This is a genomic window from Streptomyces sp. 184 (genome assembly GCF_045781775.1).
Lineage (GTDB): Bacteria > Actinomycetota > Actinomycetes > Streptomycetales > Streptomycetaceae > Streptomyces.
Window position 1 is genome coordinate 5,979,426 of record NZ_CP123230.1, and the last position, 21,177, is coordinate 6,000,602.

The following is a 21,177-nucleotide window of genomic DNA, read 5'->3' on the forward strand; positions in this document are numbered from 1 at the left end:
CAGGCGCAAAGCGGCGGGGCCGGGCGGGACGTGACGTCCCGGCCGGCCCCGCCTCGGGGATGGCATGCGGTGGTGCTGTCAGTCCTCCTTGCTACGGGCCGGGGTGCCGTTCTCCGCGCCCGGCCAGCCGTTGATCACGAACTGCGAACCCGGCTCGATGTCCACGTCACCCTCGGCCGAGCCGGTGATGGTGACGTTCGTGAGATTCGCGCTGCCGCGGGCGCCGCCCATGGCCAGGATGCCGGAGCCGTTGTTGGACTTGTCGATCGACACGTTCGTGATGTTGACGTTCGGCATCTCGCCGCCGCCCGTCTTGAACTGGATCCCGTCGTACGTCGAGTCGTGGATGTCGGTGTCCTTGATGGTCACGCCCGGGATCGGCTGGCCCGCCGGGAAGAGCGTGATCGCACCGAACTCCTGCGCCTCGCCCCAGAACGCGCCGCCGCAGCGGTACAGCGAGTTGCCCGAGAGCACCGTCTCGCCCGAGAAGGGCACCGGGTCGTGGTCGGTGGCGAGCATGATGCCGGGGTAGTTCGCGGTGTCGGAGATCAGGTTGTTCTCGACGGTGTTGCCGTAACCGCCGTAGATCGCGACGCCGTTGGCACGCCAGGGGAGCTGGATGGTGTTGTTGCTGAAGTGGTTGTCGTGGCCGATGTCGGTGGCCGGGTCCTTCACGTACTTGCTGGCCCAGACCGCGAGGGAGTCGTCGCCGGTGGTGCGGAACGACGAGTTGGTGACCTCGGAGTTGCGGGTGCCGTTGGTGAAGTTGATGCCGTCGGCGTACGTGTTGCGGATCCGCATGCCGCTGAACTTCAGCCCGTCGGCCGGACCCCACAGCTCCGGCCTGTTGGAGTAGTCGCGGCCGACCCAGACTCCGACGTTGGCGTGCTCGATCCACACGTTGGAGATCTCCGTGCCGACGCCGAAGCGGCCGTTGAGGCCCACGCCGCCCTCGTGGTTGCCGTCGCCGCCGCGGATGGTGCCGGAGCCGAAGATGGCGATGTCGGAGATCTTGGTGTTCTTGTCGATGTCGAAGCCGAAGTTGCCCTCGTGCGGGTGGTTGATGCCGCCGGCCTCGTGCGGCGGGGTCAGCGTGTAGAACTGCGAGTGCCACATGCCGGCGCCGCGGATGTCGACGTCACTGATGCCGACCTGGTTGTACTGGCCGCCGGCGAGGTCCTCGGTCAGGATCTTCTGCTCCTGCCGCCACTGGCCCGGCGGGACCCAGACGCACTCGATCTCGCCGTTCTGGTCGGCGGTCACGGCCGCCTGGAGGGCCTCGGTGTCGTCGGTGTCGTCGTCCGGGACGGCGCCGTACTCGGTGATCGACGTGCACGCGGCCGGCTTCTCGGACGGCGGCGCGACCTGCTCCAGGTCGATCAGGTCGAGGACGTAGAACGCGGCGGAGTCGTCGGCGTCGCGCTGGAGGCGGAAGGTGGTGCCCTCCGGGTAGCTGTTCTCCAGCAGCGCGTGGGACTCGTCGAAGAGCCGGCGGGCGTCGGTCTGGGGGTTGTTGGTCAGGCCCTCGGGGTCGTCGGTGTTGCCGTACAGCCAACTGTGCTTGGACGACAGGTCCAGCTTCTGCACGAACTCGCCGTCCGCGTAAAGGCTGATGGTCGCCTCCGCACCGCCGCCGCCCGGGGCGTCGGGGATGGAGTTGCGCACGACGATGGAGTTGGTCGGGGCGGTCGAGGTGAACTCGACGTACTGACCGGTGTTCTCCAGCCGCACCGACTGACGGCCCGAGGACTCGGACGCGAAGTTCGTGTGCCCGAAGGTCCGCTTCGCGTCGGCCTCCAGCAGGGTGCCGTCGTACGTGCCGGCCTCTGCCTCGTACTCGACGTACGGCAGTTCCGCGCCGGCCGGGGCGGCGACCGCGCCGGTCCCGGCGGAGCCGCCGCTGTCACCCTCGGGGGCGACGCCGGCGAACGCCGAGCCGGATACGGGCAGGACCCCGATCGCGACCAGGCCGAGCGCCGGTACACCGACGGCCACGCGCCGTCTGAGCTGCTTCCACTTCATGGTGTCCTCTGTTCTGTGGGGGCTGACAGAGTGCGCATGCCGCTCTCTTGCAAGAAATCAACGTAAGTTTGCGTAACAGAGTCGAAGTCTTGCTGATCGGCAGTCAGAGTTTTGAGGCAGGTCGCGGGTTTGTCAATGGTCCGCGCACGGCGGCCTCCTGCGGGGGTGCGGCGCCGCGCGGGTAGGCTGCCGGAGGGCGGAGGGGAACCGGAATCGTCATCGCGGGAGGATTCGTGCTCGTACTGCTGCCGCCGTCCGAGGGCAAGACCGAGGGCAGGCGCGGAGCCGCACTGAAACTGGAAGCGCTCTCCCTGCCCGGCCTCACCGACGCCCGGGAGGCCGTCCTCGACGAGCTGGTCGAACTCTGCGCGGCCGACGAGGAGAAGGCCGCCGACGTGCTCGGCCTCACCGAGGGGCTGCGCGGCGAAGTCGCGCGCAACGCACGGCTACGGACCGCGCCCACCCGCCCCGCGGGGCAGCTCTACACCGGCGTCCTCTACGACGCGCTCGGCCTCGCCACCCTCGACCCCGCGGCGAAGCGGCGCGCGTCGGCGTCGCTGCTGGTCTTCTCCGGCCTGTGGGGCGCCGTCCGGCTCGGCGACCGCATCCCCGCGTACCGCTGCTCCATGGGCGTACGCCTCCCCGGCGCCGGGCCGCTCGGCGCGTACTGGCGCGGCCCGCTGGACGCCGTCCTGCCGGCGGCGGCGGGGCGCGGGCTCGTCCTCGACCTGCGCTCGTCGGCGTACGCGGCGGCCTGGCGGCCCCGCGGCGAACTGGCGGCGCGCACGGCGGCGGTGCGGGTGCTGCACGCGACGGTGGTGGACGGGGTGGAGAAGCGGTCGGTGGTCAGCCACTTCAACAAGGCGACGAAGGGCCGGCTGCTCCGCGACCTTCTGACCTCGGGCGCGAAGCCGCGCACGCCGCAGCAGTTGCTGACGGCGCTGCGGGACCTGGGATACCGCGTGGAAGGCGAGGCACCGCGGCGGGCGGGGCAGCCGTGGGAGCTGGACGTGGTGGTGGCGGAGCTGTAGGCGGAAGGGCACGGCGGGCACGCGGGGCGTCCGCGTATGCAGGGGACGCGGGCGCATGTGCATGGGCGCGGGCGCGTATGCCTGGGCGTGCTGGCCGTCGGCCGCTGCCCTGTCGGCCGTTCGGCCCGCTCGCCCGTGCAACCCCGCACTCCCGCCCCAGGGTAGGCCGCCCCTCCGACAACACGCGGGCCTGCCGCCGCCGGCCCGGCGGTCCGCGTTGCGCCGTACGCAACGTGCGTTGCACCGGCCTGTTCCCAGAGGCACGATGACGGCGTGACCACTGACTCCGCCCCCATCCCCTCCGTCCTCGGCCTCGCCCCCGTCATCCCGGTCGTCGTCATCGACGACGCCGCCGACGCCGTGCCGCTGGCGCGCGCGCTGGTCGCCGGCGGGCTGCCCGCCGTCGAGGTGACCCTGCGCACGCCCGCCGCGCTCGACGCGATCCGGGCCATCGCCGCCGAGGTGCCGGACGCCGTGGTCGGCGCCGGCACCGTGCTGGACTCCGACGCCGTGACCGCCTCCGCCGCCGCGGGCGCCCGGTTCCTCGTCAGCCCCGGCACCACGGACCAACTGCTCGCCGCGACGGTCGCCTCGGGCCTGCCGTACCTGCCCGGCGTGTCCACGGTGTCGGAGGCGATGGGCCTGCTGGAGCGCGGGGTGACGGAGATGAAGTTCTTCCCCGCGGAGGCGTCGGGCGGCATCGCGTATCTGAAGTCCCTCGGCTCGCCGCTGCCGCGCGCCCGGTTCTGCCCGACGGGCGGGATCACGGTGGAGTCGGCGCCGCGTTACCTCGCGCTGCCCAACGTCGGCTGCGTGGGCGGTACGTGGATGCTGCCGAAGGCGGCGCTGGCGGCGAAGGACTGGGCGACGGTGGAGAAGCTCGCCGGCGAGGCCGCGGCGCTGGGCAACCGCTGAGTCCGGGCGGGGCCGCTCCGGGCGGTCGGCCGCCCCAGGCTCCGGCGGCCCCTCAGTGCGACTGCTTCGTCAGGTCCAGGTCCCGCGGCACCAGCACCGCCGTCAGCACCGCCGCGCCCAGCAGCGTGAGGAAGCCGGCCAGCCCCGTCAGCGCGAGCGAGTCGACGAACGCGTCCGCCGCCCGCCCCGCGAGCCGCGCCGAGCCCGTCCGCTCCGCCACCTCCATCGCCCCGGCCAGCGACTCGCGGGCGTCGTGCGCCTGCGCCGGGGGCAGCGCGCTCAGCACCCCCTCCCCCAGGTGCGAGCGGTACGCCGCCGCGGCGATGCTGCCCAGGACCGCGACGCCGAGCACGCTGCCCAGCTCGTACGAAGTCTCCTCCAGCGCCGCCGCGTTGCCGGCCTTCTCCTGCGGGGTGCCCGCCATGATGATCCCCGAGGCGACCGCCAGCGAACTCCCGCCGCCGCCGAGGAGCACCAGCGCCGCCGCCATCCACGGGTAGCCGATCGGGCTCGGCGCCAGGTAGATGACGAGGAAGCCGACGCCCGCGAGCGCCAGCCCGCCGGACAGGACGGTCCGCGCCCCGATCCGGGCCGCGAGCGCGGGCGCGAGCGGTGAGGCGACGCACATGGCTATCGCCGCCGGCGTCAGGGCGACGCCCGCCTGCAACGGCGTGCGGCCGTCGACGAGCTGGAGCCACTGCGCGACCAGCAGCAGCAGCGCGCCCAGCGCGAACATCGACGCCAGCGCCGCGGCGATGCCCGCCGTGAACGGCGGCCGGCGGAAGAGCCGCAGGTCCAGCATCGGGTCGGGGCGGTGCAGGCTGCGGCGTACGAACCAGCCGAGGATCAGCACCGCAGCGCCCAGGGCCGCCCACGACGACGCGTCGCCGAAGCCCTCCTTCGCGAAGTGCTTGATCGACCAGACCAGGGCGACCATGCCCGCGATGGTGGCGAACGTGCCCGGCAGGTCCCAGCGCGGCCTGACCGCCGTGCGGTACTCGGGCAGCAGGAAGAGGCCCGCGACGATCGCGGCGGCCATCAGCGGCACGTTGATCAGGAACGCCGAGTGCCAGGAGACGTGCTCCAGCAGCAGCCCGCCGACGACCGGCCCGACCGCCATGCCCACCGCCGAGGTCGCCGCCCAGATCCCCAGGGCGGTCGCCCGCTCCTTCGGGTCGGTGAAGACCACGCGGATCATCGACAGCGTCGTCGGCATGATCATGGCCCCGGCGACGCCGAGCAGCGCGCGGACGAGGATCACCCCGGCCGCGCTGTCGACGGCCAGGATCGCCAGCGAGAAGCCGCCGAAGAGCAGATAGCCCGCGAGCAGCATCCGCTTGCGCCCGTAGCGGTCGGCGAGGGCGCCGACGGGGACGAGCAGCCCGGCCAGGATCAGCGCGTAGATGTCGACCATCCACAACTGCTGCGCGGCGGAGGGGGCGAGGTCGGCGGTGATGTGCGGGAGGGCGACGTTCAGGATCGTCATATCCATGGCGATCACGAGGAGGCTGGCGGACAGCACCACAAGCGCGGCCCAGCGCCGCCCGCGGCTCAGCCCGGCGGTACGGTCCGGCGCGGTCTTCTCCGTACTCACCGCGCCTCCTCCCGGGCCGTACCCGAACGCATCAGGGCGGTGATCGCCCGGGTCAGCTCGTCGAGTTCGACGGGCTCGCCCCGGAGCATCACGTGCAGGCCGACGCCGTCCGCGAAGCCGGCGAGCAGCCGCGCGGTGGCCGGGTCGGTCCAGTCGCTCAGCAGCCCGACCATCCCGTCGAACCAGCGCAGCGCCAGGGGGTGCAGCTCCGGGCGGTGGATCGTGGCGCCGTAGAGGGCGAGGTCGGAGCGCATCCGGTCGCGGTCGCAGAAGTAGTCGTGGAGGAGCCGGGCCAGGGACTCCGGCTCGCGCGGCCGGCCGGCCGAGACGCGTCTGGCGTAGTCGATGAACTCGTCGATCTCGTCCACCAGGACCTGGAGCCCGGCCTCGCGCAGTTCGTCGAGGGAGGTGAAGTAGTACGTGGTCGCCCCCAGCGGCACTCCGGCGCGCTCGGCGACCCGGCGGTGGGTGATGTCGCCGCCACCGCCCTCCACCAGCAGGTCTGCCGCGGCGCGCACGATCGCGCGGCGGCGTGCCTGCGGGTCGCGGCGGCTGCGCGCGGCGGGCTGGTCGGACTCGGGCATCGGGATCCCTCCGGTTGCTGTACGCATGTACTAGTACCACTGTACATGTACGTCCGTACCAGAACGCGGGCAGCACGGTGCACGGGCGGTGGGTGCCGCCCGTGCCAGGGGGAGGTGAGGAGGGTGAGGTGGGTCGGCGCGGGTGGGTCAGCGCGGGTGGGTCAGCGCAGGTGGGAGGTGTCGTTCAGCAGGCGGACGCTCGCGTGCCCGTCCGCGTAGTACGCGACCTCCGACAGCGCCGCCGCCGACAGCTCCATCCGGAACAGCGACTCCGGCGGGGCGCCAAGCGCCAGCCGGACCAGCGTCTTGACCGGCGTCACATGCGTGACGAGCAGCACCGTGCGGCCGGCGTAGCGCGCGAGGATCCTGTCGCGGGCGAGCCCGACGCGGCGGCTGACCTCGGCGAAGGACTCCCCGCCTGCGGTCGGTGCCGCCTTCGTGGAGCGCAGCCAGGCGGCGAGGTCCTGGGGGTGGCGCTCGCGCACCTCGGCGAACGTCAGCCCTTCCCAGGCGCCGAAGTCCGCCTCGCGCAGGCCGTCTTCGACGCCGACGTCGAGCCCGAGCCGCCCGGCTACCGCCTCCGCGGTCTCGCGGCAGCGGCGCAGCGGGGAGCTGACGACGGCCTGGACGGTGCCGCGGGCGGCGAGGAGTGCGGCGGCGGCAGCGGCCTGGCCGCGGCCGGTTCCGGAGAGCGCGGGGTCGGTGCCGCCGCTGCCGGAGAAGCGCTTCTGGGGGGTGAGGTCGGTCTCGCCGTGGCGCAGCAGCAGGAGCGTGGTGGCCGCCCCGGCGTCGGCGGGGCCCCAGCCCACGGGGGGCGTGGCGGACGTGCCGACGCCCTCGGCCCGTACCGGGGAACCGCCGCCCCCGGCCCCCGCGTCCAGTTCCGCCCGCGAGGCCGCCGGGGTCCACCGCTCACCGCGCTTGCCGGCGTCCATCGCCTCGTTCGCGAGCCGGTCGGCGTGCTTGTTCTTCTCCCGCGGGATCCACTCGTACGACACCCGCCCCGGCGGGTAGACCTCCCGCGCCTCGGCGGCGAGTTCGCGCATCCCGGGGTGCTTGATCTTCCAGCGCCCCGACATCTGCTCCACGACCAGCTTGGAGTCCATCCGCACCCGGACCTCCGCGTCCGGGTCGAGCCCGCGCGCCGCCCGCAGCCCGGCGATGAGCCCCCGGTACTCCGCGACGTTGTTGCTGGCCACCCCCACGTACGCCGCGTCCTCGGCCAGCACCGCGCCGTCCGCGTCGCGCACCACGGCGCCGTACCCGGCGGGCCCGGGGTTCCCCCGCGAGCCGCCGTCCGCCTCGACGACGAACGCGCGCCGGGACGGGCCGGGCATCAGAGGCCGGATTCGGGCGTACGGACCAGGATCCGGCGGCAGTTCTCGCACCGTACGACGGTGTCGGGGGCCGCGGCCCGTACCTCGTTGATCTCGGTGATGTTCAACTCCAGCCGGCAGCCCTCGCAGCGCCGCTGGTACAGCCGGGCCGCGCCGACGCCGCCCTGCTGCTCGCGCAGCTTGTCGTACAGCTTCAGCAGGTCCGCGGGGATCTCGCCGACGGCGCCCGCGCGCTCCTTGGTGACCGCGGCGACCTCGCTGTCGATCTCGCCCACCGCCGCGTCCCGCCGCGCCGTGGCGTCCGTGATCTTGGCCTGAACCGACTCGACCCGCCCGGTCAGCTCCGTGATCCGCTCCTGCACGGTCTCGCGGCGCTCCATGACCTCCAGGACCACGTCCTCCAGGTCGCTCTGCCGCCGGGCGAGCGAGGCGATCTCGCTCTGGAGGTTCTCCAGGTCCTTGGGCGAGGTCACCGCGCCGGAGTCCAGCCGCTGCTGGTCGCGGGCGGAGCGCTGGCGCACCTGGTCGACGTCCTTCTCGGCCTTGGACTGCTCGCGCTCGGTGTCGCTCTCCTCGGTCTGCGCGGCGACGAGCAGGTCGCGGTGCTGTACGAGGTCGGCCTCCAGGCCGGCGACCTCCTCGTGCTCCGGGAGGTTCTTGCGGCGGTGCTGGAGCTGGGTGAGGCGGACGTCGAGGGCCTGGACGTCGAGCAGGCGGATCTGGTCGGCGGACGCTGCGTTCAAGCTGGCTGCTCCGGGCTCGTAGGGGCAAGGCTGGCGTGGGGGGTCGGGGCTCCCGCGGCGCTCGCGGATGGTGCGGTCGCCGTCGGGGCGAGGGAGTGGGCGGACCAGGGGTCGGTCACGATACGCGACACCCGCGTGCGCAGACCCCACCCGTTCCGGTCCGAGACCGCGTCCAGTTGGGCGGCGGCCTGCTCGCACCAGGGCCACTCCGTGGCCCAGTGGCCCGCGTCGATCAGGTACGGGCGGCCCCCCGCGGCCAGCGCGGCGTGCTGCTGCGCCTCGGAGACCGGGTGGTGGCGCAGGTCGGCGGTGACGTAGACGTCGACGCCCGCGGCGCGCACCGCGTCGAAGAGGCCGTCGCCGGAGCCGCCGCAGACGGCGGCCGTACGGACCTCGCCCTCCGGGTCGCCGGCGACGCGCAGGCCGGTGGCGGTACGGGGCAGGGACGCGGCGGCGCGGTCGGCGAACTCCCGCAGCGGCACCGGGGCGTCCAGCTCGCCGAGGCGGCCGAGGCCGCGGCGGCCGGCGGGGTCGTCGGCGTCGGGCACGAGCGGGCCGGTGACGCGCAGGCCGAGGGCGCCGGCGAGGGCGTCGGAGACGCCGGGGTCGGCGCGGTCGGCGTTGGTGTGGGCGACGTGCAGCGCGACGTCGTTCTTGATGAGCGTGTGCACGACGCGGCCCTTGAACGTGCCGGCCGAGACGGTCGACGTGCCGCGCAGGTAGAGCGGGTGGTGGGTGACGAGCAGGTCGGCTTCCCACTCGACGGCCTCGTCGACGACCTCCCGTACGGGGTCGACGGCGAACAGCACGCGCTCCACGCGGGCGTCCGGGTCGCCGCACACCGTGCCGACCGCGTCCCACGGCTCGGCGCGGGCGGCGGGCCAGAGGGCTTCGAGCGCGGCGACGACGTCGGCAAGTGCGGGCACGGGGCAAGGCTACCCCCGCCGAGAGGGCCCGGGCGCGGCGCCCGCTCGTAAGCACAGCGGAGCGGCGCGACGAAGCGGAACGCTGGATTCACCACCCGTACGTGTGAAGTCACCGGCGCCGCGCCGATTGCTTTGACGTGCGAAAACTACCTTCAGTCGGGGAGGTGATGGGACCGGATGAGGCCCATTGCAGAATCGATTCCGTCAGCGTCGGCGAGGGCGGCGGCCCAGACCGGCCCGGCGAGTGCGGCGGTGGACGCGACGACGGCGGCGGATGCGGTGGCGGGTGCGGTGGCGGCCCCCGGGGCGGCGGACCGGGGCGCGGACGCGGCTGCGGGCGGAGGTACGAGCGGGGGTACGGGCAGGGGCACGGGCCGGACGGCGGCCGGCCCGGAGGCGCCGGCGGACACCGGAGCGCCGACTGCCGCGGGAGCGCCCAACGGGGCGGCGCACGCCCGCGCGGGGGCCGGCACCGCGGCGGGGGCGGTGCCCGCGGCGGAGGCCGGACCCGCCGCGGCAACAGCCACCGGAAGGGCGGCAGCCGCGATGGTGGCGATCACCGCGACGACGCCCCCCGCCGACCACCCACGCCACTCCCCCGCCCTCCCGCGACCCACGACCGGCCCGCCCGGCTCCGGCCCCGGCCGCCCCGTCGGCCGGGCCGGCTTCAGCTTCACCGCGGACGGCACGTACGGCGCCTGCCTCGCCACCGACGCCGACGGCAACTGGTTCCCCGAACGCTGGACCCTCCACGGCCCCGAGGCGTACACCGTCCCGCTCCCCTGCGCGCAGCCGGAGGAGCCCGGCACCACGGTGCTGCCGCTGGCCGACGGCCGCGTGCTGATCCGCCGGCTCGTCGGCGGCACCGAGCACGCGTTCTCCCTCCTGCACCCCTCCGGGCCCGACACCACCGAGCAGCCCCTCGGTTCGGTGACCGCGCCGCGGCTCGCGCTCGTGCCGCCCGCGCCGGAGAGCGTCGAGGTGTACGCGCTGGCTCCCCCCGGCCCGGACGGCGGCGCCACCGACGTGTGGCGGGTCTACGGCGGCGGGTTCGCCGGCGCCGGCACGGCGCACCCGCGGCGCGTCGGCGAACTGCCGGGGCGGTGCGCGGGCCGCGGCTGGCTGGACCGTACGGGCCGGGCGCTCGCCGTCGACCAGGAGCTGGCCGGGCTGACGAAGGCCGTGACGGTGGGGCTCGACGGCCGGGTGGTGGGGGTCAGCCCGCTGCTGGAGATCACCGCGGAGAGCAACGACCGGCTGCTGATCGCCGACCCCGACAGCGGGCTGGTGCTCCTGTGCTCCGACGCCCCGGGCCGCGACCGGCTGGGGTGGGGGGTGCTGGGCAGCGGACGGCCGGTGCGGTTCCCCGACGCGCTGTGCCCGCGGGACACGGCGGTGACGCCGTTCGCGGTGCAGCCGGGGCAGGTGCTGACGCCGGAGCAGTGCGGGGTGGCGCTGCGGCTCGACGGTCCCGGCGGCTGCCGGCTCGGGGTGTGGCGGCCCGCGGCGCGGCGGCTGGTCCAACTGCCGCCGCTGCCGGGGTGGATCACCGGCAGCGGGCTGTGGACGCAATGGGGCGAGCTGCGGCTGCCGTACGCGACGCCGGCGCAACCCTGCGGCCTGGCCCGGCTGGCGGTCCCCGACCCGGCCGCGGCCGAGCTGCGGAACGCGCCGCCCCTGGGCGACCCGGCACCCGACCCCGTACCGGACGGCACCGCCGCGGAGGGGGATGGAGCCACGCGCCCCGTACCCCTCCAACACGCCCCGCTCTGAACGCCCTTCCCGCCCCGGCGGCGCACCGCCGGGGCGGGCCCGTTCAGTCGTGGTCGATGACCGTGTCCGCCAGTACCGGCGCCTCGTCCCGCTCCACCGCGCTCGCGGCCAGCCGCACCCGCCCGTCCGCCGCCTCCGGCCACATCCGGATCCGCAGCGTCTCGCCCGGGTACACCACCCCCGCGAACCGCGTCGCGTACGACCGCACCCGCCCCACGTCCCCGTCGAGCACCGTGTCCACCGCCGCCTTCAGCGCCATCCCGTACGAGCACAGCCCGTGCAGGATCGGCCGGTCGAACCCGGCCAGCGCGGCGAACTCCGGGTCCGCGTGCAGCGGGTTCCAGTCGCCGGACAGCCGGTAGAGCAGCGCCTGGTCCGCGCGGATGGCGCGGTCGACGACGTGGTCGGGCTCCCGCCCGGGCGCGGGCAGGCGCGGCGACGGGCCGCGCTCGCCGCCGAAGCCGCCCTCGCCGCGGACGTAGAGCTGGGTGTCGGAGGTCCACAGCGGGCCGCCCCGGTCGGCGGCCTCGGTGCGCAGCACGAGCACGGCGGCCTTGCCCTTGTCGTACACGGCGGCGATGCGCGAGGTGCGGGTCGCCTCGCCGGCGGGCGGCAGCGGGCGGTGCAGCTCGATGCGCTGGGCGCCGTGGAGTACGGCGGTCAGGTCGACGTCGATGCCGGGGGCGTCGAGCCCCGCGCCCTCGCCGGCCACGCCGCCGTCGCCGGCGACCGTGACGAAGCTGGGCAGCACGTGCAGCCGGTCCTCCAGGACGTACCGCAGCTCGGCGGGGTCGGTGGCGGGGCGGCCGGCGCCGATGCCCAGGTGGTAGAGGAGGACGTCCTTGCGGGTCCAGGCGAGCCGGGTCTCGCGGGGCTCTTCGGCCAGGGCCCTGGCGGCGTCGATGGGCATGGTGGCGCTGGCTCCTTCGCCGGGCGGGGGCGCACCCGCGGGCCGCGGAGCGGGGCGAGCGTGGGGACGGGGGTGCATGCGTGTAGGGTCCGGCGGCCAAGGGCACGAGAAGACCCCGGCGTGCCGTCCGCACCAGTCGGCACGCCGGGGTCGCTCTCGGGGCGACGGCCGGAGCATACGACAAGAACACGTTCTAGCCGTCGGATACATGTATAACGCAGTCCCCGGCGGTTGGGAAGACCGTAAAGCCCCTTTACTGACACTCCGTCAGCATTCGAGCACGGGCTGTCGACGACGCATACGCGCGATCCCGGGCCGCCGTTCAGGGGACAGCCCGGCCAGGCTTCTTGTATGCCCTCCCCCGCTCATGTGCATTCGAGACATGCGCGGATATAAAACGACTAGTACGACCAGCGGGGCCCTGGTGCTCACCGCCGCCGCCCTGCTCGCCGCCGTCACCGCCTGCGCCCACGGGCCGGTCGGCAACGCCTCCGACGAAGGCAAGGCCCCCGGCAAGGAGGCCCGGACGCCCTTCACCCTCGTCGCCACCGGCGACATCCTCCCGCACGGATCCGTGATCGAGCAGGCGAACCGGGACGCCGGCGGCAACGGCCACGACTTCCGCCCCATGCTGGCCGGCGTCAAGCCCGTCATCTCCGCCGCCGACCTGGCGATCTGCCACATGGAGACCGTCTACGGACCGGAGGGCGGCCCGTTCAGCGGCTACCCCTCCTTCGTCTCCCCGCCGTCCCTCGCCACCGCCGCCAAGGCCACCGGCTACGACTCCTGCTCCACCGCCTCCAACCACACCCTCGACGCCGGCTTCCCCGGCGTCACCCGCACCCTCGACGCCCTCGACGCCGCCGGCGTCGCCCACGCCGGCTCCGCCCGCACCCCCGCCGAGGCGCTCCGCCCCGCGATGCTGGAGGCGGGCGGCGCGACGGTCGCGCAGCTCGCCTACACCTACGGCACGAACGGCAAGCCGCTGCCGCACCAGCCGTGGGCGGTCAACCTCACCGACCCCGAGCGGATCGTCTCCGACGCGCGCCGCGCCCGCCGGGCGGGCGCCGACGTCGTCGTGGTCAGCCTGCACTGGGGCACGGAGTGGCAGGACGCACCGGACGCCACCCAGCGCCGGCTCGCCCGCGAGCTGACCGCCGCGCGCTCGGCCGGGGCGCCGGACGTCGACCTGATCATCGGCACGCACGCGCACGTGCCGCAGGCGTACGAGAAGGTCAACGGGACCTGGGTCGTCTACGGCATGGGCGACCAGATCGCCGGCCGCATGATCAACAACGCGGGCGAGAAGGACCCGCGCGGCAACCAGGGCACCATCGGCCGCTTCACCTTCTCCCCGCCTAAGCCGCGCAGCGCGCGCTGGCAGGTGACGAAGGCCGAGTTCCTGCCGCAGCTCATGGACCACGACCGCGCGGGCCCCCCGCGGGTCGTCGACCTCGGCGCCGAACTGGCCGACGGCGACGCCCCGGAGCGCTACAGGCGGGTCCACGACCGGATCAGCGACGTCGTCCTCAGCCGCGGCGCGGCCCAGGACGGGCTGACCGCGCCCCGCTGACACCGGGCGCCCCGCACGGCTGCGCTACGCCCCGCGCCCCCGCCGGGCACCGCCACGCGGCAGCCCCCGCCCCGCCCGGCTCACGCCTTCGCCGGCTCCGGCGCGGCGGCCGGGCGGGGCAGGGCTATGAGCATCAGGGCCGCGCAGCCCAGCAGGATCCCGACCCCGGTCTGGAACGCCAGCGAGTACCCCGAGGCCAGCACCTCGGGACCGGACTCGCCGCCGATGCGGCTGGCGGCCACCGTCGACAGCACCGCAAGACCGAGCGAACCGCCCATCGTCCGCGACGTGTTCATCACCCCGGACACCACGCCCGCGTCGCCGGGGGGCGCCCCCGAGGTCGCCAGGTGCGCCAGCGGCGTGGCCATGAAGCCCACGCCGGCCATCATCAGGATGCCGGGCCCGGCGACGTCGGTGACGTACCCGCCGCCCGCGCCCGCCGTGCTCTGCCACAGATAGCCGCCGGCCGCCATCAGCACCCCGGTGACGGCCAGGGCCTTCGGGCCCGTGCGGGCCAGCACCCGCGGCGCCAGCTTCGAGGCCGCCACGATCGTCAGCGAGTGCGGCACGAAGGCGAGGCCGGCCTCGATGGGCGTGTAGCCGAGGACGTTCTGCATGTAGAGCGAGAGGAAGTACCAGGACGAGAACATCGCCGCGCCGGTGACGAACATGGCCGTGTTGGCCGCCGACACCGAGCGCAGCCGGAACAGCCCCAGCGGCATCAGCGGCGCCCGCGTCCTGGCCTCCACCAGCAGGAACGCCCCGACCAGCACCAGCCCGCCGAAGAGCGGCAGCAGCGCCGCCGCCGCGGTCCACCCGTGGCTCTCCGTCTGCACGATCCCGTACGACACGGCGCCTATCCCGGCGGTGACCAGGACCGCGCCCGGGATGTCGAGCCGCCGCCGCACCAGCCCCCGGCTCTCCGCCAGCCACACCGCCGCGCAGGTGAGGACGACGGCGCCGACCGGCACGTTGATCAGCAGCACCCACCGCCACGACAGCGCGTCCGTCAGCACCCCGCCGACGAGCGAACCGGCGGCGCCGCCGCCCGCGCCGACCGCCGTCCACGTCCCGATCGCGCGCACCCGCGCCGGGCCCTCGGGCACGGACGAGGTGAGCAGCGTCAGCGTCGAGGGCGCCAGCACCGCCGCGCCCACGCCCTGCACCGCCCGCGCGGCGAGCAGTTGCCAGGACTCCTGCGCCAGGCCGCCGGCCAGGCTGGCGGCGGTGAACAGCGCGAGGCCGACGATGAAGACGCGCTTGCGGCCGAAGATGTCACCGGCCCGGCCGCCGAGCAGCATCAGCCCGGCGAAGGACAGCGTGTACAGGTTCACCACCCACTGGAGCCCCGCCGCGCTCATCCCCAGGTCCGCGCGCATGGACGGCAGCGCGACGTTGACGACGGAGACGTCGAGCACGACGAGGAACTGGCCCGCGCACGCCGTGAGCACGACGACCCACAGCGGCGCGGCGCCGCGGCGGTCGGCCGCGGCGGGCAGCCGGGTGCCGGGGGGTGACTGGGGCATACCGTCCATGGTCGCACCGGCCACCGACACCGCGCACGGGCATATCGGTGTACGGACCATGCGACCCGGGTCGTAGGCCCATGGGGCAGGATCGGGCGCGTACGAGGACACCGGCGGCGCCGCCCCGGCCACCACGCCCACCGACCGAAGAAAGGCACCGCAGATGGAGCTGGAACGCGAGCGGCAGCACGGGGACGGCCCGGCGCCCCGACCGGCGGCGGACCGGGAACCGCACCGGCCGCAGACGGGCCGCGAGCCCGCGCCCCGCCCCTCCCCCGGCGCCCCTTCGCCCGCCGTCCTCGCCGCCTTCGAGGCCGCCCCCGGCTTCATGCCCCGCGACGAGGGCCTCGCCCTCCACGCCGCCGCGGCCCGGGCCGCGGGGCTCGGGCTGCCCCTGCTGGAGGTCGGCACGTACTGCGGGCGGTCCACGATCCTGCTCGCCGCCGCCGCCCGCGCGGCGGCGGACCCCGGCGTCGTCGCCGTCACCGTCGACCACCACCGCGGCAGCGAGGAGCAGCAGCCCGGCTGGGAGTACCACGACCCCGCGCTCGTCGACCCCGCGACGGGCCTGATGGACACCCTGCCGACGTTCCGCCGCACCCTGTACGCGGCCGGTCTCGAGGACCACGTCGTCGCCGTCGTCGGCCGCTCGCCGCAGGTCGCCGCGGTGTGGAACCGGCCGCTCGGGCTGCTCTTCGTCGACGGCGGCCACACCGACGAGCACGCCACCGCCGACTACGAGGGCTGGGCCCCGCACGTCGCCCCGGGCGGGCTGCTGGCCGTGCACGACGTCTTTCCCGATCCGGCGGACGGCGGGCAGGCACCGTACCGTATCCACCGGCGCGCGCTGGGCTCCGGGGCGTTCACGGAGATCACCGCGCTCGGGAGCCTGCGGGTGCTGCGCCGTACCGGCGCGGGAATTTGAGCCTCCGGCACTTCTGCTACGGTCGCACGGATGTCCAGCCAGAACCGGCGGCCTCTCCGCACCTATCTTCTGCTCGCCCCCGTGGCACCGCTGGCCTTCGCCGGCGTGCTGGTGTGGCAGTCGGTGGACGGCGACGGCTCCGCGTCCGGCGGGCGGGAACCCGGCGGGCCTCCGTCGGCGTCCTCCTCCCCGACCCGGCCCACCGCCGGGGATCCCGAGGATTCGAACGACTCGAAGAATACGAAGGATCCGGAGGTGGGCGATTTGCCACTGGCCGGAAAGGTGATCGTGCTGGACCCCGGGCACAACCCGAACAACCGCGACCACGCCGCCGAAATCAACCGCCAGGTCGACATCGGCACCGTGCGCAAGGAGTGCGACACCACCGGAACCGCCACCAACGGCGGTTACGCCGAGGCCGACTTCACCCTGGACGTGGCCCGGCGCGCCCGCACCCTGCTGCGCGCACAAGGCGCACAGGTGCGGCTGACGCACGACGGCAAGCGCGAGTTCGGGCCGTGTATCGACGAGCGCGCCGAAGCCGGCAACAAGGCCGGGGCGGACGCGGTCGTCTCCATCCACGCCGACGGCGGCGGACCGGGCGCCCGCGGGTTCCACGTGATCCTGCCGGGCCGGGTGAGCGAGGGAAAGGCGGACACCACCGCCATCGTGAAGCCGTCGCGAAAGCTGGGCAAGGAGTTGAAGGCGCACTTCGCGGAGGAAACCGGAAGTAAGCCCTCCAACTATGTGGGCAACGACACAGGCTTCACGGTACGCACCGATCTGGGCGGGCTGAACCTCTCGACTGTGCCCAAAGTCTTCATCGAATGCGGCAACATGCGGGACGCTAAGGACGCCGACCGGCTGACGGACGCCGTATGGCGGCAGCGGGCGGCGCACGGAATCACGAACGGCATCGGGGCTTTCCTGGCAGGGTAGGCGCAAGCCGCCGGCAGGCCGGGAAATGCACACCGGGGGAACAAGGGGGACTCGTGGCCAGGGGGCCCGATGTGGCCGATCCACCGACCCGTACGATGGGGCGGCATTTCACGCTTGGCAGCGTCAGGATCTGCACCGGCAACAGCGACAACGACCAATACGTAAGGGACATTTCGTGAACATCCGCTCACTTACTCGGGGCGACGGCGTAGTGATCGGAGCAGCGCTGCTGCTGATTATCGCCTCGTTCCTCGACAGCATCTCGGTGGACTGCCCCGGCGGCGGAAGCTGTGGCGGGGACGTGCCCAGCGGCTGGGACGCCGACCAGTTCCCGCTGCTGCCCGCGGTCTTCCTGACCGGCATCATCGCCGGCGCGCTCATCGTCGTCGGCCGGACGGTCACGGGCGACCGCGAGTTCGGCGGGCTCCGGCTGGGCCAGTGGGGGACCGCGCTGTCGGCCTCCGCCTTCCTCAGCTCGCTGTTCATGCTCTTCGGCGGCGCGCGCAACATGGCCAACGAGATGGTCGCCGGCGCCGGTATGGACGACCCGTTCGGCATGGGCATCGGCCTGATCCTCGCGCTCATCGCGAACCTCGCGATGGTCGTGGCGGCGGTCCTCTCCCACACCGTCCCGGCGCTCAAGGCGAACCTGCTGCCCAACCCGGGAGTTCCGGGTCCGGCCGGCGCCCCGTACGGCGGTCAGCCGCAGCCCGGTTACGGCTACCCCGGCGGCGGCCAGCCCGGCCCCGGCGGCCCGCAGCCCGGCGGCCCGCAGGGCGGCGCTCCGTTCGGCGGTCAGCAGCAGCCGTTCGGCGGTCCGGGCGCGGGTGCCCCGCAGCCGGGCGGCCCGCAGGCCGGTGCCCCGGCCGGCGCCCGGCCGCAGGCGCAGGCCGCGCCGCAGCCCGCCGGCGGCGGCTCGTTCGCGCCGTTCTGGTTCGCGGTGCCGGCGGCCCGGCCGCTGTTCGCGGAGGACGGCTCCTCGGCGCAGATCGCCGAACTGACCCCGGGCATCTGGTACCTGGCGGTGGACCAGCGCGGTGCCGCGCTGGTCGCGCAGACCCAGGACGGCCGCCGCGGCGTGCTCCAGGACACCACGGGCATCCAGCGCGGCGCCTGACCGGCCGCGCCCGACCCGTACGTCCCCGAACGGCCCCCGCCCGAAGCACCGGGCGGGGGCCGTCGCACGTCCGCCTCGGCCCCGGGCCGTGCCGTTCGGCCCCAGGCCGCCGGCCCCGGCCCCGGGCCGTCGCATGTCCCGCTCAGCCCCAGGCCGTTGCCGCCAGCCACCTGTCCAGCAGCCCGGCCTCCCCCAGCACCTCCACCCGGTCGCTGTCCGGCGGCAGCCGCCGGTAGAACACCAGCAGCACGTCCGCCAGCGGCCCGCGCAGCGCCACCGCCGCCTTCGCGTGCGCCCGGCGCCAGCCGAACCCCTGCGCACCCAGCTCGATCAACCACTCGGCGCCCGCCTCCGGCGCCGTGTCGGTGGCGTGCAGGTGAATCGCCGGGCCCGCCGGGCCAGCCGGGTCCGCGGCGCACAGCGCGGCCAGGTCCGCGTCGCCGCCGCGCTGCGCGAACTCCAGGATCTCCAGCCACTCGTCGATCGCGTCCGCCGCCAGGTCCGCCGCGACCGCGAAGTCCACCCCCGCCGCCCCGTCGGCGTCCGCCCGGTGCACCACCGTCTCGTGCGCCATCCGCCGCGCCCAGAACGCGGCCCGCTGCTCGTCCGCCCACGTCCACACCGCGGTGTCCGCACCGGCCGCGCGCAGTTCGGCGGCGAGGAGGTCCGCGCCCTCGGCCAGCCAGGCGTCGAGCGCGGCGGGCGTGCGCGTCCCGGGTCCCGCGGAGCCGGGCACCGTCTCCTCCGCCAGCTCCTCGGTGGCGCGGGTGCGGACGAGTTCGGCCGCCCACCGGTGCGCGCCGCCGACGTGCACGGCCAGCTCGCCGAGGTTCCAGTCGGGGCAGGTGGGCACGCGGGTGCCGGGGTCGGCGCCGCGCACGGTGCGGCGCAGCAGGCCGGTCTGCGCGACGACTTCGGTGCAGTAGCGGTCGTACGGGAGTCTCATACCGGCGCACTCTACGGGCGCACCCCCCGCCCCCCGCCGCCCGTTTTCCCACCGGCCGTACGTCCCGCGGTCCGCGGCCCGCGGCTTCGCGGGAGCCGGCGGCGCTAGCCGGGCGGCGGCGCGTCGACCAGCCGGCAGACCGTCTCGATGTCGGTCCGCACCTGCGCGATCGACGCGCGCCCCGACAGCCAGGTGATGAGCGCCGAATGCCACGTGTGCTCGATCACCCGCGCCACCGACAACTGCTCGGGCGTCGGCCGGCCGCCGGCGCCCATCGCGTCGAGGATGATCTCCGAGGTCAGCCGGGAGGCGACCGTGACCTCCGGGCTCACCGACCGGTCGGCGAAGCTCAGCGCGCGCACCATCGCGTCCGCGAGCTGCGGCTCGCGCTGGAGCGCGCGGAAGGCGCGCATCAGCGTCTGCGCCACCCGGGCGCCCGGCTCGGCGGCCGTCGGCGGGCGCTTGCGCAGCGTCTCGTGGAGCTGGCGCAACTGGTCCTGGAGGGTGGCGACGAGCAGGTGGATCTTGGAGGGGAAGTAGCGGTACAGGGTGCCGAGCGCGACGCCCGCCCGCTCCGCGACCTCGCGCATCTGCACCGCGTCGAAGCCGCCGCGGCCGGCCAGCTCGGCGGTGGCCTTCAGGATGCGGCGGCGGCGCGCCTCCTGCCGCTCGGTGAGCTGCGGCCGGCCCGGGGCGCGGCCGGACCTGCCCGGGACGCCCGGGACGCCGGCCCTCGATGTTGTCGTCATGTGTCCCGATCTGTGCCGTGCTTCCCCCGACGGCAGATCCGGCGGGCGGGTCTGGCTACCAACCGGTAGATTCGAAGCCGCCGAACCTGCCTGAAACTTGTTCTAGATTAGCGCGAGCGGTTACGCTCCGGCGAAACTGCGCAGTGAGAAGGGGGCCGTACGTGACCGCAGAGGTGCCACTGCGCATCGCCCTGCTCAGCTACAAGGGCAACCCCTACTGCGGCGGGCAGGGCGTCTACGTCCGCCACCTCTCGCGCGAGCTGGCCCGCCTCGGCCACCGCGTCGAGGTGATCGGCGCCCAGCCCTACCCCGTGCTCGACGCCGGCGTCACCCTGACGGAGCTGCCCAGCCTCGACCTCTACCGGCAGCCCGACCCCTTCCGCACCCCCGGGCGCGGCGAGTACCGCGACTGGATCGACCTCCTCGAAGTCGGCACGATGTGGACCGGCGGCTTTCCCGAGCCGCTGACCTTCAGCCTCCGCGCCCGCCGCCATCTGGCCGCCCGCCGCGGCGACTTCGACGTCGTCCACGACAACCAGACCCTCGGCTACGGCCTCCTCGGCGGCGCCCGCGCCCTCGGCGCCCCGCTCGTGACCACCGTGCACCACCCCATCACCGTCGACCGCGAGCTGGACCTGGCCGCCGCACCCGACCGGCGGCGCCGCTACTCCGTGCGCCGCTGGTACGGGTTCACGCGCATGCAGCGCCGCGTCGCCCGCCGGCTGCCCGCCGTGCTGACCGTCTCCGGCTCGTCCCGCGCGCAGATCACCGACCAGCTCGGCGTGCCGCCGGAGCGCGTCCACGTGGTGCCGATCGGCGCGGACACCGACCTGTTCGGCCCCGACCCCGCGGTGCCGCGGGTGCCCGGCCGGATCGTCACGACGGCCAGCGCCGACGTGCCGCTGAAGGGGCTCGTCCACCTCGTCGAGGCGCTGGCGAAGATCCGCACCGAACAGCCGGACGCGCACGTGGTCGTGGTCGGCAAGCGGACCGAGGACGGGCCGGTCGCCCAGGCCGTCGAGCGCTTCGGGCTCGGCGAGGCCATCACGTTCGTCACCGGCATCAGCGACGAGGAGCTGGTCGGCCTGCTGCGCAGCGCGCAGGTCGCGTGCGTGCCCTCGCTGTACGAGGGCTTCTCGCTGCCCGCCGTCGAGGCGATGGCGACGGGCACCCCGCTGGTCGCCACCACCGGCGGCGCGATCCCGGAGGTCGCCGGGCCCGACGGCGAGACGTGCCTGGCGGTGCCGCCGGGCGACGCGGGCGCGCTGGCCGCCGCCCTCGCCAAGCTGCTCTCCGACGCCCCGCTGCGCGACCGCCTCGGGGCGGCGGGCCGCGAGCGCGTGCTGGCCCGGTTCACCTGGGCGCAGGCGGCGAAGCTGACCGCGGAGCGCTACCGGGCGGCCATCGCGGCGCACACCGCAGCGGCCGGCGCCCCGGCCCCGGCGCGCGGCGGCCCGGCGGCGCCCCGGATGCGCGCCGCGGGCGGTGACCGCTGATGGCCCGTCGGCCGGACGGCCGCGGCACCGCGCACCCCACTCCCCGCCCCGTACGCACCTCACTCCTGTAC

At 74.9% G+C, this 21,177-nt stretch carries 18 protein-coding genes; 8 read left to right on the top strand and 10 right to left on the bottom strand.

Going from position 1 to position 21,177, the window contains the following annotated elements; genetic code table 11:
* Window positions 1–78: 78 nt before the first annotated feature.
* Complete coding sequence (locus QBL21_RS25390) at window positions 79–2,022, bottom strand: right-handed parallel beta-helix repeat-containing protein (RefSeq protein ID WP_407564537.1); 1,944 nt, start codon at window positions 2,020–2,022, stop codon at window positions 79–81.
* 233 nt (window positions 2,023–2,255) lie between these two features.
* On the opposite strand from QBL21_RS25390, the gene yaaA reads away from it, so the two are divergent.
* Window positions 2,256–3,053 carry a peroxide stress protein YaaA gene (gene yaaA / locus QBL21_RS25395; protein WP_407564538.1) on the top strand — a complete coding sequence of 266 codons (798 nt, stop codon included), beginning with the start codon at window positions 2,256–2,258 and terminating at the stop codon, window positions 3,051–3,053.
* Between the two features lie 273 nt (window positions 3,054–3,326).
* Complete coding sequence (gene eda / locus QBL21_RS25400) at window positions 3,327–3,968, top strand: bifunctional 4-hydroxy-2-oxoglutarate aldolase/2-dehydro-3-deoxy-phosphogluconate aldolase (RefSeq protein ID WP_407564539.1); 642 nt, start codon at window positions 3,327–3,329, stop codon at window positions 3,966–3,968.
* Between the two features lie 52 nt (window positions 3,969–4,020).
* On the opposite strand, the gene QBL21_RS25405 is transcribed toward eda, so the two are convergent.
* The 5 genes from QBL21_RS25405 to QBL21_RS25425 form a co-directional block, all read right to left on the bottom strand.
* Entirely contained in the window at window positions 4,021–5,523 is a 1,503-nt protein-coding gene (locus tag QBL21_RS25405; RefSeq protein WP_407566558.1) for an MFS transporter, read from the bottom strand.
* Window positions 5,524–5,558: 35 nt separating this feature from the next.
* Window positions 5,559–6,146, bottom strand: coding sequence for a TetR/AcrR family transcriptional regulator (locus QBL21_RS25410; RefSeq protein WP_407564540.1), 588 nt, complete (start codon window positions 6,144–6,146; stop codon window positions 5,559–5,561).
* Between the two features lie 161 nt (window positions 6,147–6,307).
* Window positions 6,308–7,483, bottom strand: a complete 1,176-nt coding sequence (locus QBL21_RS25415) for a bifunctional RNase H/acid phosphatase (RefSeq protein ID WP_407564541.1) — start codon at window positions 7,481–7,483, stop codon at window positions 6,308–6,310.
* Window positions 7,483–8,226 (bottom strand): zinc ribbon domain-containing protein, encoded by a 744-nt coding sequence (locus QBL21_RS25420; protein WP_407564542.1) that lies wholly within the window; start codon window positions 8,224–8,226, stop codon window positions 7,483–7,485. Before QBL21_RS25420 ends, QBL21_RS25415 begins: the two co-directional genes overlap by 1 nt.
* Window positions 8,223–9,152 carry a Nif3-like dinuclear metal center hexameric protein gene (locus tag QBL21_RS25425; protein WP_407564543.1) on the bottom strand — a complete coding sequence of 310 codons (930 nt, stop codon included), beginning with the start codon at window positions 9,150–9,152 and terminating at the stop codon, window positions 8,223–8,225. Before QBL21_RS25425 ends, QBL21_RS25420 begins: the two co-directional genes overlap by 4 nt.
* 546 nt (window positions 9,153–9,698) lie before the next feature.
* Here QBL21_RS25425 and QBL21_RS25430 point away from each other — a divergent pair.
* Window positions 9,699–10,925, top strand: coding sequence for a hypothetical protein (locus QBL21_RS25430; RefSeq protein WP_407566559.1), 1,227 nt, complete (start codon window positions 9,699–9,701; stop codon window positions 10,923–10,925).
* 43 nt (window positions 10,926–10,968) lie between these two features.
* On the opposite strand, the gene QBL21_RS25435 is transcribed toward QBL21_RS25430, so the two are convergent.
* Window positions 10,969–11,835 (bottom strand): MaoC/PaaZ C-terminal domain-containing protein, encoded by an 867-nt coding sequence (locus tag QBL21_RS25435; RefSeq protein ID WP_407564544.1) that lies wholly within the window; start codon window positions 11,833–11,835, stop codon window positions 10,969–10,971.
* A 382-nt stretch (window positions 11,836–12,217) separates the two neighbouring features.
* On the opposite strand from QBL21_RS25435, the gene QBL21_RS25440 reads away from it, so the two are divergent.
* Window positions 12,218–13,408, top strand: a complete 1,191-nt coding sequence (locus QBL21_RS25440; RefSeq protein WP_407564545.1) for a CapA family protein — start codon at window positions 12,218–12,220, stop codon at window positions 13,406–13,408.
* A gap of 80 nt (window positions 13,409–13,488) precedes the next feature.
* On the opposite strand, the gene QBL21_RS25445 is transcribed toward QBL21_RS25440, so the two are convergent.
* Window positions 13,489–14,943: an MFS transporter gene (locus QBL21_RS25445; protein ID WP_407564546.1), complete on the bottom strand. Its 1,455-nt coding sequence runs from the start codon at window positions 14,941–14,943 to the stop codon at window positions 13,489–13,491.
* A 319-nt stretch (window positions 14,944–15,262) separates the two neighbouring features.
* Between QBL21_RS25445 and QBL21_RS25450 the strand changes: the two genes are divergently transcribed.
* The 3 genes from QBL21_RS25450 to QBL21_RS25460 all read left to right on the top strand — a co-directional run bounded on the left by QBL21_RS25450 (window position 15,263) and on the right by QBL21_RS25460 (window position 17,915).
* Entirely contained in the window at window positions 15,263–15,859 is a 597-nt protein-coding gene (locus tag QBL21_RS25450) for a class I SAM-dependent methyltransferase (RefSeq protein WP_407566560.1), read from the top strand.
* 30 nt (window positions 15,860–15,889) lie between these two features.
* On the top strand, window positions 15,890–16,798 hold the full coding sequence (locus QBL21_RS25455) for an N-acetylmuramoyl-L-alanine amidase (protein WP_407564547.1): 909 nt from the start codon (window positions 15,890–15,892) through the stop codon (window positions 16,796–16,798).
* Window positions 16,799–17,009: 211 nt separating this feature from the next.
* Window positions 17,010–17,915 carry a hypothetical protein gene (locus tag QBL21_RS25460; protein WP_407564548.1) on the top strand — a complete coding sequence of 302 codons (906 nt, stop codon included), beginning with the start codon at window positions 17,010–17,012 and terminating at the stop codon, window positions 17,913–17,915.
* 142 nt (window positions 17,916–18,057) lie between these two features.
* Here the strand turns inward: QBL21_RS25460 and QBL21_RS25465 are convergent, their stop codons facing one another.
* Both QBL21_RS25465 and QBL21_RS25470 read right to left on the bottom strand, forming a co-directional pair.
* A complete protein-coding gene (locus QBL21_RS25465) occupies window positions 18,058–18,861 on the bottom strand; it encodes a maleylpyruvate isomerase family mycothiol-dependent enzyme (protein WP_407564549.1) in 804 nt (267 codons plus the stop codon).
* 104 nt (window positions 18,862–18,965) lie between these two features.
* On the bottom strand, window positions 18,966–19,610 hold the full coding sequence (locus QBL21_RS25470) for a TetR family transcriptional regulator (RefSeq protein WP_407564550.1): 645 nt from the start codon (window positions 19,608–19,610) through the stop codon (window positions 18,966–18,968).
* 143 nt (window positions 19,611–19,753) lie between these two features.
* Between QBL21_RS25470 and QBL21_RS25475 the strand changes: the two genes are divergently transcribed.
* On the top strand, window positions 19,754–21,106 hold the full coding sequence (locus tag QBL21_RS25475) for a glycosyltransferase family 4 protein (protein ID WP_407564551.1): 1,353 nt from the start codon (window positions 19,754–19,756) through the stop codon (window positions 21,104–21,106).
* Window positions 21,107–21,177 lie beyond the last annotated feature (71 nt).

Excerpts from the sequence above, each read along its gene's own strand:
- QBL21_RS25455 (WP_407564547.1), top strand. The coding sequence starts at position 15,890 with ATGTCCAGCCAGAACCGGCGGCCTCTCCGCACCTATCTTCTGCTCGCC.
- QBL21_RS25410 (WP_407564540.1), bottom strand. The coding sequence starts at position 6,146 with ATGCCCGAGTCCGACCAGCCCGCCGCGCGCAGCCGCCGCGACCCGCAG.
- QBL21_RS25465 (WP_407564549.1), bottom strand. The coding sequence starts at position 18,861 with ATGAGACTCCCGTACGACCGCTACTGCACCGAAGTCGTCGCGCAGACC.
- QBL21_RS25390 (WP_407564537.1), bottom strand. The coding sequence starts at position 2,022 with ATGAAGTGGAAGCAGCTCAGACGGCGCGTGGCCGTCGGTGTACCGGCG.
- QBL21_RS25435 (WP_407564544.1), bottom strand. The coding sequence starts at position 11,835 with ATGCCCATCGACGCCGCCAGGGCCCTGGCCGAAGAGCCCCGCGAGACC.
- QBL21_RS25445 (WP_407564546.1), bottom strand. The coding sequence starts at position 14,943 with ATGGACGGTATGCCCCAGTCACCCCCCGGCACCCGGCTGCCCGCCGCG.
- QBL21_RS25470 (WP_407564550.1), bottom strand. The coding sequence starts at position 19,610 with ATGACGACAACATCGAGGGCCGGCGTCCCGGGCGTCCCGGGCAGGTCC.
- QBL21_RS25450 (WP_407566560.1), top strand. The coding sequence starts at position 15,263 with ATGCCCCGCGACGAGGGCCTCGCCCTCCACGCCGCCGCGGCCCGGGCC.
- QBL21_RS25440 (WP_407564545.1), top strand. The coding sequence starts at position 12,218 with ATGCGCGGATATAAAACGACTAGTACGACCAGCGGGGCCCTGGTGCTC.
- QBL21_RS25430 (WP_407566559.1), top strand. The coding sequence starts at position 9,699 with ATGGTGGCGATCACCGCGACGACGCCCCCCGCCGACCACCCACGCCAC.
- QBL21_RS25415 (WP_407564541.1), bottom strand. The coding sequence starts at position 7,483 with ATGCCCGGCCCGTCCCGGCGCGCGTTCGTCGTCGAGGCGGACGGCGGC.